The sequence below is a fragment of the Bradyrhizobium arachidis genome (assembly GCF_015291705.1).
Lineage (GTDB): Bacteria > Pseudomonadota > Alphaproteobacteria > Rhizobiales > Xanthobacteraceae > Bradyrhizobium > Bradyrhizobium arachidis.
The window spans coordinates 1072171-1085030 of the sequence record NZ_CP030050.1; the positions used below are offsets into that span (position 1 = coordinate 1072171).

General features: G+C 58.9%; 14 protein-coding genes and 1 pseudogene. 8 read left to right on the forward strand and 7 right to left on the reverse strand.

Annotation, left to right across the window (positions count from 1 at the left end):
* Nucleotides 1–244: 244 nt before the first annotated feature.
* The 3 genes from WN72_RS05250 to WN72_RS05260 form a co-directional block, all read right to left on the reverse strand.
* Nucleotides 245–502 carry a hypothetical protein gene (locus WN72_RS05250; RefSeq protein WP_092219638.1) on the reverse strand — a complete coding sequence of 86 codons (258 nt, stop codon included), beginning with the start codon at nt 500–502 and terminating at the stop codon, nt 245–247.
* 287 nt (nt 503–789) lie between these two features.
* Nucleotides 790–1062 carry a hypothetical protein gene (locus tag WN72_RS05255; RefSeq protein ID WP_143130845.1) on the reverse strand — a complete coding sequence of 91 codons (273 nt, stop codon included), beginning with the start codon at nt 1060–1062 and terminating at the stop codon, nt 790–792.
* A gap of 1259 nt (nt 1063–2321) precedes the next feature.
* Entirely contained in the window at nt 2322–2723 is a 402-nt protein-coding gene (locus WN72_RS05260; RefSeq protein ID WP_347337504.1) for an ATP-dependent DNA ligase, read from the reverse strand.
* Nucleotides 2724–3627: 904 nt separating this feature from the next.
* On the opposite strand from WN72_RS05260, the gene WN72_RS05265 reads away from it, so the two are divergent.
* Nucleotides 3628–3825 carry a hypothetical protein gene (locus WN72_RS05265; protein WP_092220386.1) on the forward strand — a complete coding sequence of 66 codons (198 nt, stop codon included), beginning with the start codon at nt 3628–3630 and terminating at the stop codon, nt 3823–3825.
* Between the two features lie 290 nt (nt 3826–4115).
* Here WN72_RS05265 and WN72_RS47450 read toward each other — a convergent pair whose 3' ends face one another.
* Together WN72_RS47450 and WN72_RS46610 are read right to left on the reverse strand one after the other, a co-directional pair.
* Nucleotides 4116–4241 carry a hypothetical protein gene (locus tag WN72_RS47450; protein WP_283807171.1) on the reverse strand — a complete coding sequence of 42 codons (126 nt, stop codon included), beginning with the start codon at nt 4239–4241 and terminating at the stop codon, nt 4116–4118.
* Nucleotides 4242–4333: 92 nt separating this feature from the next.
* Nucleotides 4334–4708 (reverse strand): annotated as a pseudogene (locus tag WN72_RS46610) (hypothetical protein).
* Nucleotides 4709–4908: 200 nt separating this feature from the next.
* Here WN72_RS46610 and WN72_RS05270 point away from each other — a divergent pair.
* From WN72_RS05270 to WN72_RS05285, 4 genes are all read left to right on the forward strand, one after another.
* Nucleotides 4909–5268 carry a nuclear transport factor 2 family protein gene (locus tag WN72_RS05270; RefSeq protein ID WP_092220384.1) on the forward strand — a complete coding sequence of 120 codons (360 nt, stop codon included), beginning with the start codon at nt 4909–4911 and terminating at the stop codon, nt 5266–5268.
* A 518-nt stretch (nt 5269–5786) separates the two neighbouring features.
* Complete coding sequence (locus tag WN72_RS47455; RefSeq protein WP_283807170.1) at nt 5787–5918, forward strand: hypothetical protein; 132 nt, start codon at nt 5787–5789, stop codon at nt 5916–5918.
* Between the two features lie 203 nt (nt 5919–6121).
* A complete protein-coding gene (locus WN72_RS05280) occupies nt 6122–6364 on the forward strand; it encodes a DUF2934 domain-containing protein (protein WP_092220382.1) in 243 nt (80 codons plus the stop codon).
* 1702 nt (nt 6365–8066) lie between these two features.
* On the forward strand, nt 8067–8237 hold the full coding sequence (locus WN72_RS05285; protein ID WP_092220380.1) for a DUF3606 domain-containing protein: 171 nt from the start codon (nt 8067–8069) through the stop codon (nt 8235–8237).
* A 268-nt stretch (nt 8238–8505) separates the two neighbouring features.
* Here the strand turns inward: WN72_RS05285 and WN72_RS05290 are convergent, their stop codons facing one another.
* Nucleotides 8506–8847, reverse strand: coding sequence for a hypothetical protein (locus WN72_RS05290; RefSeq protein ID WP_244554004.1), 342 nt, complete (start codon nt 8845–8847; stop codon nt 8506–8508).
* A gap of 311 nt (nt 8848–9158) precedes the next feature.
* Between WN72_RS05290 and WN72_RS05295 the strand changes: the two genes are divergently transcribed.
* Entirely contained in the window at nt 9159–10286 is a 1128-nt protein-coding gene (locus WN72_RS05295; RefSeq protein WP_092220376.1) for an AI-2E family transporter, read from the forward strand.
* A gap of 199 nt (nt 10287–10485) precedes the next feature.
* Here WN72_RS05295 and WN72_RS05300 read toward each other — a convergent pair whose 3' ends face one another.
* A complete protein-coding gene (locus WN72_RS05300) occupies nt 10486–11778 on the reverse strand; it encodes an Nramp family divalent metal transporter (protein ID WP_092220374.1) in 1293 nt (430 codons plus the stop codon).
* A gap of 253 nt (nt 11779–12031) precedes the next feature.
* Here WN72_RS05300 and WN72_RS05305 point away from each other — a divergent pair, with 253 nt between their 5' ends.
* Both WN72_RS05305 and WN72_RS05310 read left to right on the forward strand, forming a co-directional pair.
* Nucleotides 12032–12322: a DUF1236 domain-containing protein gene (locus tag WN72_RS05305; protein WP_244554003.1), complete on the forward strand. Its 291-nt coding sequence runs from the start codon at nt 12032–12034 to the stop codon at nt 12320–12322.
* Between the two features lie 91 nt (nt 12323–12413).
* Complete coding sequence (locus WN72_RS05310) at nt 12414–12836, forward strand: hypothetical protein (RefSeq protein WP_092220371.1); 423 nt, start codon at nt 12414–12416, stop codon at nt 12834–12836.
* The last annotated feature ends 24 nt before the right edge of the window (nt 12837–12860 follow it).

The following is a 12860-nucleotide window of genomic DNA, read 5'->3' on the forward strand; positions in this document are numbered from 1 at the left end:
GAAGTCCAAAAGGGTTTTCGGCATTACGCTTCCTCGAAACCCTGCCCATAAATAGCTTGAGGTATCGGGAAAAACTGGTCAACCCCAAAAGGCTGCTTGAAAGCCGCGCCCGGTTGATGCAGCCCAAAACGTGGAGCCGTTGAACAGAGGTCGGGAGCCTCTACGCTCAACGCGGGTGGTCGGGGAGCACCTATGGTTTGACTACCTTCGTCAATCTAGCCCTCGGAACTAGGTGTGAGAGCCGTTACTGAAATACTTTGGGCAGCACGACGACGACCTCAATCACCTGTTTCAAGATCTCCGTAGCCAAATCCGCAATCACCAAGGCGAAGTCATCTTCGATCTCCGCGGCGATGCTTTCGTCCTTCGCATGGACGTACAAAAGCGGTCCATCCACTTCAGCAAATCTGACGCCAGCGAACACGCGATCGAATACAGTGGCGCCTATTACTCCGGCTAGCTTTGCCTGAATCGCGTAGTCCTGGGTGTCACTGAGATCCATGGCGCGGAGATAAAGTCACTTCACGCGAAAACAAGTCATAAAAAAAATTTCAACAACCTATTGCAAGCGAGTGAGCGGAGACTCCCGCTGTCTGCGGGCGCGGTTCTCATGCGCTTGCCGGATACTCGTTTGCTGGAGCGGATGCCATCGCGTCCTCTTGGGTTGCGCTTAGCTCGTTCAAAGGACTGAGCAAAGGAACGGGCCGTTCGTAGCCGCGTTTTCCTTCGAGTACCTGGAGTACCGGTCATGGATTCAGCCCGCTCAGAGACCGGCTCTTGGTCGAGCTGCTATGCTACCATTTGCCGATATTCAAGCCGTGCCCAGAACAACGTGCCGTGAAACATGGCGATGATCGCGAGCAGCATCAAGAGGCACATCCCGAACCCGATCCATGCGGCCGCGGCTTGTCGCAATTCGATCCGGCCTGTCGCATCGCGGCGATAGTCGGGCCACCGCAATGGCTCCGGGGTTGCGCTGAACGCCTCGACATAAACCCGCCCCAACGACAGGAATGGCAGGACGATACGCGCCACTCCGTATCCGATCAGCTCGACGAGCATTCCAAACCTGGACATGGCCGAACTCAAGCACGTCAGAAGTGTGCATCATGCAATGCAACAACCACACGTTGGGTGCCGTGCACGATCTAAGAGCGCAGCCCATAGGTCAACATCGAAAAAGGGCCACCCAAAATATTTTGATTTACCGAATTTTGCTTGCTCCGTCGGGCAAAACAGTGGTTCATAGGATGCTGGCTCTAATTACTGGAGGCCAGCGTGATGGCTGACGAAGTCGAAACCTCTTGCGATCTGTCCAAGATCGCTAAGCTCAATGGCGATTTCAGGCGAAACTACGGAACCCTGCTTTGGGCGTTCCTGTATCTAAGATCCATCAGTGCCGCGCGGGGCGCTCTTGGCTGTGGGGCGGTCTGTTTTCCCTCGTCTGTTCGGCCGTGATAGGATGGCTAGCGTGTGGATATCGACCGAACACCAGCGCTATTCGACTGAAAACCAGGCGGCCGCAATCGCTGTCTACGCCGCGCAGCATGTCCACTAAGTCAGTTCGCGCGGTTGAATTACGGTCGCGGGTCGCACTAATCACTCAAAGAAACCAAACGCGTGGGCACAAAATGGGGCTTCTGCACCAAGTTGGGGTCAAACGAGTTTGCACTTCCTTGATGCGAGAGGTTCTGCGGACGGCAACTGAAAATAAAAGCTGTCGGGGGGCTCCGAACTACTCCTAAATCGCAGTGAATGTGGCCATTCAGTCACAGCTGTCAGTGACAGACGTCTGCTAAAAAGCCCATTCGTTTTTGGGAGTCCAGCATGCCAAATGATGTCGCTCAGACCTCTGCGGGGCGCACCGACCAAAACAAGGTCGCTTCAAACCAGGCTCGCGTGGCGCGTCCCTCGAAGGTGCCTGATGCGGAGCACGCCGCCGATGATGCAGCTCCCTATGTGCCAAGCAAGTGGAACTGGGGCCCTCCGAGCGCTTCGACCGAGTGGTAGTACCTTGGCACGCGCGAACTGACTGGATCGATAACGGGGAATCTCACCGGTCGCGGCTGGCTGTTCGAACATCGTCCGCAATTTACGTGAGGCCGCCGGAAACGCTGGTGCGTACGTCTTAGGATTTTACCTTGCCCGCGGTCTCGTCAATGACGCGCCCATTCGTATCTTCGATCCACGCTTCACGGCCAGTTTTGCGAAACTCAGCGACGTCAGCGACCGCTGGGTTCCAGACATCCTTAAGGATTGAAGCTACGGTCTTATCGGCACTCCGTACTTTCACGTACCAAGTCATAGAGACTTTCCTCCGATTATAGTTCGCGATTCATCGCCGGATGGCTTCGGTTTTTGATTTTTATCCAGTGCTTCTGCCGACCACGACAACACGGTTTGTCGCGCTGCTTGGAAACCAGGTCTTCTAGTCCCATGCGATAGGCAGCCCGGAATAGATCGCGGCCGATCTCGCCGCGCTCGAAGGGTGCCCGGCTGATCCCATCCGGCCGGCGCGCCAGTAGCTGCTGAAGATTTGCCTTGCGCCGATGGAGCGGGAGGGGCCGCAAATCCTCTCCGCCCATCGCGAGGATATCGAAGGCATAAAGCTGAACCTCGTAATCGTGCTGCCGGCTGTGAACCGCGTTGAAGTCGCTGATGCCGTCCACGCCGAGGATGATGGCCTCACCATCGATCACAAACCGCTTCTGCCGGTTCTTCAACGCTGCCTCAGCAATCCAGGGGTAGCGCTTGGGCCGGCGCCATTTCGCGAGAGCAGCCGCACGCGGGTGTCCTCCCGAACGACCAGCATCCGGTAGCCCTCGCGCCTTTCGTGAATCCAGTCCGGCCCTGAAGGCACTTGCTTGGCTGCGGTACCCAGGCAGAGCTCGTACGCCGTGCGCATGGGCGCGAGATAATATTTCGGCGCAGTTTACGAGTCGGGAACAAATGGCAAAGATGCCAATTATCTCCTTGCTCCGGCACCCCTAAAGCCCCCCTGAAGTCGGAGCGGGACCCCAAACGGCCCCAGCAGCCGACCCCCTGCTGGGGCCGCCGTTTTGATGGCGGCGAGCTATTAACAGCGCGCCTCGGCGGCCCCTTATGCTAGTAGTATGACGTGCCGCGCCGATCGTGCGGAACGTCGCGGCGCCGGCCGCAGGGGTCGTTCCAGAGCGGCGCCTGCGGCCTTTCGTCAGCAGACCGGGGGAATTGGGGCACACATCCGGGAATAGTAAGCAAGCGAAGGAACAGCAGGTCGGAAACGTGCTTGTCTCGCGGTGACGGCTTCTGACCCATGAGGCTAGAGCCTGTCGGGAGGCCCCAGCATCATCATGCCCCCCGGCCCGGGGGGCCGTCCCCTAGGGCTATGCGAGGCGTCGTTTGGACAAGACTTCGAGAGCCGTTTTCGCGATCCGTGCGACGGCCATCGTCGCCGGTGGCGCCTTTTTTGCCATCCGTTTCCTACTCGCATTGCACTTTTGACCTCCTGTCCGCATCAAAAATTCATTCTGGAAATCACGCGGTCTTTGGTCGTTTTCACCTAATCACCGGCCGAGGCTCTGTCCCGTAGGCGTCGGTGGCTGAGAGACCGAGCGCGCTCCCGCCTGCAAAGCAAGGGGCGCCATCATGGCCGACAATCCTAATCTCGTGCGCGCGCACGATTTAGCTGCGGAGATCACCGAGCAGAACGCCCGCCTGCGCGAGTTGCTGGCCAGATCAATCGAAGTGCTCAAATTGCTGAAGCCGGAAACGTTTCTCGGCCGCAGAACGCAAGAGCCGTCTGCAATGGAAGCGAGGACGACTAGAGGTCATCTCCGGCGATGATCTCGCTGGGAACGAAGCGGTTGCGCCGGCATTCCGCCCTCATGCAAGACGACTTACTTCGCCGTGCTGAAAGGGCAATTCGTGAGAGCTTGGCGCGAGAGCGCTTGCCCAGCAGTATCTGATGCGGGCCAGAACCAACGCCGCCAAGGTCATGGCAACCATGCGGGTGGTTCAGATGGAATCTCGTCGTCCTCGATCGGCCATGGTCGATAGGTTTGCTCCGGAACAGGGAAGTCGAGAGGGAAAAGCAGCGCGAGGCTTTTCGGATGAAAGCTGGTTCGCGCCCCCATTCAACGAATACCGTCTCTGATTTCGGTCTGCCAGGCCATATTTTTCGCGCGAAGCTGTTCAGCCTCGGCGATAGCTGCTGCAGCACGGGCGAACAGCTTTTCGTGGGCATCGAAGGGGTCGGCCATGTCGGACAACTAACTTGGGTTAAGTTTGGTTCCAATCCATGGAACGAGGTGGGAAGCCGTTGAGCTTGTCGCGGGACGTGAGCCGAAATCTCTCAGCGCTCCCCAGCCCACCAGACAGACGGAGGATTGGCGGCCGAAATCTTCTTCCGCAAGGCGAGGACGTGACTGCGTTTGAAGGGCCGCCCTTGACGCTGAGAGCACTGCCGGCAGCGCATGTAGCGCTCCAGCTCGTGGATGGGGTGGGCTTGGCGCGCCTGACGACGTCCAGCGCGACGCTCTGGTGGGTGTCGCAGCCGAGGCACTTCACCTCAAGATAGCGATAGCCGGCGTTGAGGGCATCACCGAGCGTCGGGGATGGCTAGGCAGGGCCACGAAAACCGAGCATCCGGGCATTCTAGGCCTGCGGCGCGTTCGGCCAGAACGCGGGCCGTGGTCCCGAACAGGTATTCGCGCGACTTGATGCTCATGGCAGATTGATTTCGCCTGACGGGTGCGGAGGCAAGCCGCTAGCTCTTGGGTTTGCGACCCATCGTGAGCCCAAGTGTCCGCCCTATGTTATCCGGCATATGGGCTTGGCCGAGTGAAGATCAAAAAAATCGCGATCGATCGGCGAAGAGACTCAGCTGGGTATCCCGGCCAAATCTCTATTTGCCAGGGAGGTGCTTGCATGTCTTTTGGCCCGATGGCCGCCGCCGTCGACTGGCTCGATGCCTACCGTTCCGGCGACATAGAAACGCTACTCGAAATGTACGCAGAAGATGCCGCTGTCTACTGCGATTGCCACGAATTGATTATTACCGGCAGAGAAAACCTGCGTGGCTACTGGGCTATCCATCTGCAGAAACACCCAGCTGCTGAGCTGGACAATCTTCAGCTCTCGCACGGTGGCGCAATCATCTCGTACGTCAGCCGGGAAAACGTAGTGCAGGCGGTCTTGGACTTTAATGATGCCGGGAAAATCAGGACACTGAGCTGCAGGCCGACACGTCAGGCCTCGTCCGGCTCCTGCCAAGGCGGAGTCTGCTAAGCGTCAATAGCCGCCTCAGATCCAGGGTCAATAGCCATGCAGTAGGAGGGGTTTCAAACGGTTTCCCGACGGTAAATACATTTTCAACCTTGCTTTGCGATGTTGTACGTCCAGGGAAGCAGAACACTCGCTCGAGAGATCTTGCGGCCTCCGACGGCGCGCAAGACAACAACCGATCTTCAATCAGCACGACCGGCAGATCCTCGATCGACTACGCGACCATGGGTTGGTCCCAGGTTCGACAGACCAAACGTGACCTTGTCCGAAACGGATGGATGGAGCAACGGTCTTCCAAAGGCGGTATCGAATATCGCACCACCGAAGCCGGACTGGCGGCGATTGTCCGGCCACGATTGAAGCAGACTATGCAAGGTCCGCAACGAGTGCCGGAACAGAAGCGGCTGTAGGGGCAGCGAAGGTGTCGAGGGCAATGGAACTGATTGTCGCTGGCTATGTGAAGGTGCGAAACCGACGCGCCCTGATGGATTTGCTGACTCATCGCCTGAAGGTGCTCGCAGTTGCAAGGCGTTTCAGGCGTCAATCCGGAAAACGCCGTCAAGGCGATCCAGGAAGAATTAGCGTTGATCGAAGCCGGCCTCGAAGAACTCAAGCCATCGCCCGGCTCAGTGCCTGAAAACGAGTGGAGCTAGGATCAATCCACGTTCTCAACTAGCCCATCGCGTCTCTTGCGTGTGGAATGATAAGATGGGAAACTGCCGTATTTCCCGGCAGTCCAACACGCATTCAGGGGGAGCTTGTTGTGTGCAGAAGTGAATTCGCCGTGCGGCCATGACCAGGCGTCGTGCGGCCCGAAACACGTTACGGCGCCGGAAGGCGATCGGAGGGAGCTGGAGTGAAACAACTGAGGAAGTTAGAGCACCAAAGAGATCTGTCTACTCGGGCAGCCGCCTACCTCCACGATGTAGATTGGGTGCGGGAACTAAGGATCAACCTGTTTCGTCGCTATTGGCATCATCAAATCAGTGACCGCGCTTATGAGCTGTGGGAGCAGGCCGGGCACCCCACGGGGCGCGATCTTGAATTCTGGCTTGAGGCGGAGCGGGAGATCGGGACAGGCACGAACGCGGTGATCTGATCCTCGGCTCCGTAGACGGCTGCTCACTGGAAGAGAAGCCAATCAACCGCTGAGCTGTTCTGGCCTTTCGGAATGCCAAACCTAGGAGTTGAAGCCGCCTCGTTGGCCACTGTGGTTTGATTTTGCAGTATATTCGACCAATGCCCACCTTGAGAACTGTAAGGCTATTCTTCGCAGGCTGATCGCCAAGGGCGTTCTCACAAGTTCCTAGATTGCGGCTTAGGAGCAGCACCCGCGGCCCGCTCGCGCCAGCCAACGAGCAGGTAAATCTGCAACGCCGCCCTCACCCTTGGTGGGCCGGGCCTCTGTCTTGCGTCAGCGCGAGCGCAATTTCAGGCTGTCCAAAGAGCTAGGATATTATTCGGATGGGAGGCACTGGTTGGATGGCCTACGATCGAGAGCGCAAGGGACCGCGCTGATTGGAACTGACTGGGCAGCCAACCTGACGAAAGAGAAGGCAGAACGGGCGTACCAAATGCTCTCCCGCTCGGACGGGGGCCCATCCGCTGGCGGGTCCGGCGGCTCCTCATAGCGAAGGCTCCCACCATCGCAGGGTTTTCCCTATCGAAGCTTTGGCACAAACAGCAGCCAGCCTGATCTAACTTAAGTTAAAGCTTGGGACATGGCCAAGAAATCCTTGTGCATGTACTTGCCATCGGCGCCGGCGTTTTCATCACGCTGGCAGCCCAACGGCGCTCATCTTCAGCCTTTGATCTATCTCAAATAGCGCACGCAATCGGTCCGCATCCTCCATGGCTGACGGGAGGCGACAATGCGATCGACCATGCGACCATGGATGTTGCATGCGCTGGCGTGGGGCTTAGCTGCAGCGGGCTTAGTAGCCATTGTTTCGATGAGCCTTTAGGCGGCCCGCTTCGCAGGCGTCGAACCCAATCGTTGCACGCGCATTCTGCAAGCCGTTCCTAAAAAGAACTGGATGAATGGATGTCCACGAGGATATTCTTTCCCGAGACGTCTAGTTTAATGAGAAACGACGCGAAGCAGCTTATCTTTAGTTAGCCCCTTGAGCCGCTAACGGGTGTCAGCATGCTTCGCATTAATTCCCCGCCTTCCAGGCGCGCCAAGAGCAATTCGACACCTGCCCACGCTGTATGGGCCGGTTGAACCGGGTGGAAAACTTTCTCAATGCCCGCACGGACAAGCCGGTGCGCATTTACAAGTGTGTCGATTGTCAGAAGCTCACCTGGGACGATTAAAGCGGCCCTCTCCGTTGATCTCGCTCAAGCCGCGCTTTCGGATCGGAGCCGGCACGTCATCGGTCACCCTCTAAGTCAGACTCGCCCCCGCCACACAGATGAGGGGTAGTGGCTGAGATGTAGTGGTTCGCAAGGCTACCAACGCTGGATCGCTCCAGCTCGTCGATGGGGATCGTCTTCGTCGGCCAATTGAGGAGCCCATTCCGCCAGCCGGAGTTGTTAGTTCCCACCGCCGAGGCTCTGTCCCGAAGGCGTCGGTGGCTGAGAGACCGAGCGCACTCCCGCCTGCAAAGCAAGGGGTGCCATCATGGCCGACAATCCTAATCTCGTGTGCGCGCACGATTTAGCTGCGGAGATCCGAGCAGAACGCCCGCCTGCGCGAGTTGCTGGCCAGATCAATCGAAGTGCTCAAATTGCTGAAGCCGGACACGTTTCTCGGCCGCAGGATGCACGAGCCGTTTCCCATGGAAGCGAGGGACGACTAGATGACCTTCACCAAGCGCGTTCAGCCCGACCGCAACAAGATCGAAATGAACGACGATTACGCAGTCAAGTACTGGACCCATGAGCTCGGCATAACCAGAAGCAGACTACAACACCTTGTTGAAAAGGTCGGCAATTCTGCTGCAGCAGTCCGCAAGGAATTGTCGAGGTAGCGTTGAAGCGAGAGGACAGAGAGCAGCTGCTACTGATGGTAGACGTCTGTATAGCTGCTTGCCTCGCTAGTTAATCGCCGTTCTCATTTCGATGAGAAGGGTGTTTCTCGAATAATCGCGAAGTGCTGCCTACGACGCATTAGGCTTCCTCGACACTCGTTTGAGTCTCCTCCCGGTTGATCCGTCATCCCATCACCGGCGGATGCGAAGAAGGCTCGCAGCCGAGGCAGATGCTCGCTCCGAGCCGACGGCCGCCCTCGCAACTTGATTAAGCGACGTCCGTTCGGCTCCCTCGGAATGTGCCGATCATGCGCGTCCGAACAGAAGCGAAACTTTTCCAGAGCTTCGCGAGCCAGGGGATCGTGAGAAGCTTAGGCTTCACGATGACGAAAAGCCGCTCCACGACCAGAATGCTGACCGCGTAGCACCCCACGATCATCGCCGTCCCGGTGATCCAATGGCCCTCTCCTGCCACGGCTACCGCGGCGAGCTTCAGAGGCTCTACGGTAGCCGCCGGTAGAGCCAGCAAGAAGAGCGACGGGTAGGGGCCGAGTCCTTCGATCGACTTTCTTAAGCTCATGCAATGCTCCTCCGGGAAGAACGAGGACATCCTCCCGGTTGTTCCTGGTAACGGAACATACGTCGCCTTGTCTCGTTTTAAGCGTGCAGGGCCTGAGGAGGAAAGACTAGATGCGCTCGGTCAACGAACGCGGCGGCGAACTCAAGGACGAAATATTGCGCTTGGAGAATGAGGTAGCCACCTGGCGTAATAGACGGATCCAGAGACGAGGGACCACGACAGGCAAAGTGCATGTGGTCCGTATCTCCAAGCGTGTGGTCCCGCAGTCTGGTCCGTCAGCGGACCAAACGTCAGCTACCGCAAGGCCGTAGCGGCGCAGCCGGGAAAGGCCCGAAGGTCGCATGGCCGCCACAGCCAAGGGGGGACCGAAGAGACTTCATTCGGCAGCCTCGCCGGCCGAACAAAAGCCGCTCCCTCTGGGGGCGGGGGCCCGCATGAAGGCTAGAATTGTCCTGGCACTATTGTTGGTCGTCCTTGGACTTTGGACTGCCGCGAGCTTCATGCCTGCCCTCATATGGGCCGCAATTATGGCAGTCGCCCTGTGGCCTCTTTATCTGGCATTCGCCACACGCGTCTCGGGTGGTCCGTCCGGCTTGGCAGCGTTCCTCTTCACCGTCCTCGTCGCGCTGATCCTGGTGACGCCGATTGCACTTGCCGTGTACGAGGTCGCGCAACAAAGCAACTTGCTTGCCGATTGGCTGAAGAGAGCACGCGAGAGCGGCATCGGGGTGCCCGACTGGATCGCCCGCCTGCCGATCGCCGCCGAGAGCATGGAGCAATGGTGGCGGGCTAATCTTTCGGATCCGCAGGCAGCCGCGGAATGGCTGAAGTCGGTGAATGCGGACAACGTATCCGAGCTCTTTCGAACGTTGGGCGGTCAGCTGATACACCGGCTGTTCCTCTTGTTTTTCTCGTTGCTTGCTTTGTTCGCTTTACTTCGCGGCGGTCGCTCAGTTGCGAGCCGCTTCCTCGAGACTTGCGATAGGCTCTTCGGCGATGCGGGAGAAGGTCTGGTCGAGAAGATGATTGATGCGACCCGTGCGACCGTGAACGGTACGGTACTGGTAGCGCTTGGCGAAGGATTGGCGATCGGCATCGGCTATTTCGTCGCGGGGGTGCCCAACGCGCTGATCTTCGTCATTTTTACGACGGCCTTTGCGATGATCCCGTTCGGCGCCTGGGTGGCATTCACCGTCGCAGCCATCGTCACGACATCGGAGGGTGGAAGCGGGATCGCTGCGGCGGCGGTTTTCTTGTGGGGCTCAATCGTCATGTTTGCCGGCGACCATTTCATCTGGCCGACGCTGGTGAGCGGCTCAGCAAGGCTCCCATTCCTGCTCGCGTTCGTCGGAATTTTCGGCGGCTTGGCCGCATTCGGCCTTATTGGCCTCTTTGTGGGCCCAGTCATCATGGCCGCGCTATTGGCGATGTGGCGCGAGTGGATTTTCCGGCCTACTCCTGAGGCATGACGAAGCCGCCATGGCGGAGACGGGCATCGCCCAGTTCACCTAACCTGGCAACCAACATAGTGTCCTCGGCGGGAGAGGGATCGTCGGCCTCTTATGCCGCTGTGTTTTGAGCACGTCGTCGCCAATCGGGCCCCCATCAGCGGCGGGCCAGATCTAAGAAACTGTTTCGCTCCAGCCGGAGTTTCGATCGGTGAGCCGATTAGCTCCATATAGTAAAAGCCATACCGACGATGCACAAAAACATTGCGATGGTCGCGATCCATCCAAGCCAATAGACAGGTCCCGAAACTACCAAATCGCCCATGACCGATTTCCGCCGCACCAGCAGCATCATGACGGTCATGATCGGCGCAGCGAGCACACCGTTGATGACCGCGCTCCAATAGAGCGCCTTGATCGGATCTAGTGCCGTGAAGTTGAGCCCGACACCGAGCGCGACCGATAGTGCGAGCACGCTGTAGAACGCTGCGGCCTCCTTCGGCTTGCGCGACAATCCGACAGGCCATTTGCGTCCCTCTCCGATCGCGTAGGCGGTCGAGCCGGCCAGGACTGGGATCGCAAGCAGGCCAGTTCCGATGATGCCGAGGGCGAAGATCAGCTCGGCCAGCGCACCCGCGACGGGCCTCAATGCTTCCGCGGCCTGGGCGGACGATTCGATGTCGGTTTTTCCCGATGCGTGCAACGTCGCGGCGGTTGTCATGATGATCGCAACGGCTATGACGTTCGAGACCGCCATGCCGACGAGCGTATCGATCCGGATTCGCTTGATTTCCTCTTCCTCCTTCTGCGGCTCCTGCTTGAGCGGTTTCTTCTCGGGATCAATCCGCTGCTCCTCCGCTTCCTGAGAGGACTGCCAGACGAACAGATAGGGCGAGATCGTCGTCCCGAGGATCGCGACCAAGGTCGTCAGAAAAGGTCCGCTCCATTCGATCTTCGGAACGAGCAGTCCTTTCAGAGCGTCGCCCCACGGCACCTTTGCGAGAAAAAGCGCGATCACGTAGGCGAGTAGTACTAGCGTCAGCCGCTTCAGGATGGAGACGTAGCGCTCATAGTTGAAAAAGATTTGCGCGATCACGGAGACGGCACCGAAGATTGCGACATAAAGCGTTCCCGGGCCGCCGATCAGAAGCTTGAGCGCATCTCCCATCGCCCCAAGGTCGGCCGCGACGTTGATGGTATTGGCGACGAACAGCAGCACGATCATGGACCAGATAACAGGAGCGGGAAAATTGCGGCAGACATTTCCGGCGATGCCGTGGCCCGTTACCCGACCTATGCGTCCCGAGATCTCCTGAATCGCAGCCATCAAAGGATAGGTGATCAGCATCGTCCAGCCGATGCCGAATCCGAGCTGGGCGCCCGCCTGGCTGTAGGTGCCGATGCCGGAGGGATCGTCGTCGGAAGCGCCCGTGATGAGGCCCGGTCCCAGCCGTTGCAAAAAGCTGTCCTGATCTTCATTCTCGATCGGCTTTTTGCTCGCACCCGCCTTCATCGTCACGTCCGATCCTCCGCTTGTTTCAAGCCACGGAACCGTAAACGCTCCGGCCATCCTAAGGGTCCGCACGGTGCGCGCGCCGCCGATTTCAGTCGCACCTCGCTCGGGAAAAATAGGCAATTTCCTGACGCGAATCCGGAACCTTGCCATCATTCGCGGGTTTCCCGCATGCCGCATCCTGCGGCCAGGAGATTTTCATGAAGAAGCTGATGCTGACGTGCGCGGCTGTGCGCTGATCTCGACGGGCGCGATGGCGCAGTCTACCGTCGTCACCACCACCGGCACGGGACATGCCGCCGCCGTACAGATCGAGCCCGAATACCGCACGAAGATCCGCACCTACGTCACCGAGCACAAGGTCCGTCCAGTGGAGACCCGCGAGAAGATCGTCGTCGGCCAGCCAGTGCCGCGCGAAGTCGAGCTCGAGGCGGTGCCCGCCGACTGGGGTCCATCGCTCACCAAGTACCGCTATGTCTACTCGGGCGAGCGCGTGATGCTGGTCGATCCGTCGACCCGCACGGTAGTCCAGGAGATCGACTAATCCCTCCAGTGGCGGGTTGCTGAACGAAGCGACCCGCCACTCCAATCCGCCCCCCGCCGATACCTGATTTCTCTATTGCGAGCGGCCGTTCATGCCGATCATTCGTTATTTCGTCTTCGTGGACGGACTGCTGCTGGCGCTGCTTTTCACTGCGGACCGGTATCTGCCGGCGCCGGTTGAGCAGGCGCGCCCGTCCGAGCCGGACAGGACCATCATCCGAATCGCCTCCGCGAGAAGCCTACCGGAGAAGATCGTCTTCGACACGCGTCCTCGCACCGATGTGCCGATCATCGCGCAGGCCGATCCGGCCCCTGTGGTACCGCAGCACCAGGTGCGCGAAGCCATAGCCGCAGTGCCTGCCGCACCTGCCATTGAGGTAAAGAAAGAGACACCTGTGCGCGCGGCCGCAGCGGCTCGCCCGCATCCGAAGCGCTCGGCAAAACTCCAGAAAAGAGCGCCCGACCGGCGTCTTGCCTTCGAGCGGGCCGACCCATTTGCCGGCGGATGGTGGTGACGGAATGCTGGCGCGTGATGTCGA

Excerpts from the sequence above, each read along its gene's own strand:
- WN72_RS05250 (WP_092219638.1), bottom strand. The coding sequence starts at position 502 with ATGGATCTCAGTGACACCCAGGACTACGCGATTCAGGCAAAGCTAGCC.
- WN72_RS05255 (WP_143130845.1), bottom strand. The coding sequence starts at position 1,062 with ATGCTCGTCGAGCTGATCGGATACGGAGTGGCGCGTATCGTCCTGCCA.
- WN72_RS05265 (WP_092220386.1), top strand. The coding sequence starts at position 3,628 with ATGGCCGACAATCCTAATCTCGTGCGCGCGCACGATTTAGCTGCGGAG.
- WN72_RS47450 (WP_283807171.1), bottom strand. The coding sequence starts at position 4,241 with ATGGCCGACCCCTTCGATGCCCACGAAAAGCTGTTCGCCCGTGCTGCA.
- WN72_RS05270 (WP_092220384.1), top strand. The coding sequence starts at position 4,909 with ATGTCTTTTGGCCCGATGGCCGCCGCCGTCGACTGGCTCGATGCCTAC.
- WN72_RS05285 (WP_092220380.1), top strand. The coding sequence starts at position 8,067 with ATGACCTTCACCAAGCGCGTTCAGCCCGACCGCAACAAGATCGAAATG.
- WN72_RS05290 (WP_244554004.1), bottom strand. The coding sequence starts at position 8,847 with ATGTCCTCGTTCTTCCCGGAGGAGCATTGCATGAGCTTAAGAAAGTCG.
- WN72_RS05295 (WP_092220376.1), top strand. The coding sequence starts at position 9,159 with ATGGCCGCCACAGCCAAGGGGGGACCGAAGAGACTTCATTCGGCAGCC.
- WN72_RS05300 (WP_092220374.1), bottom strand. The coding sequence starts at position 11,778 with ATGAAGGCGGGTGCGAGCAAAAAGCCGATCGAGAATGAAGATCAGGAC.
- WN72_RS05305 (WP_244554003.1), top strand. The coding sequence starts at position 12,032 with ATGGCGCAGTCTACCGTCGTCACCACCACCGGCACGGGACATGCCGCC.
- WN72_RS05310 (WP_092220371.1), top strand. The coding sequence starts at position 12,414 with ATGCCGATCATTCGTTATTTCGTCTTCGTGGACGGACTGCTGCTGGCG.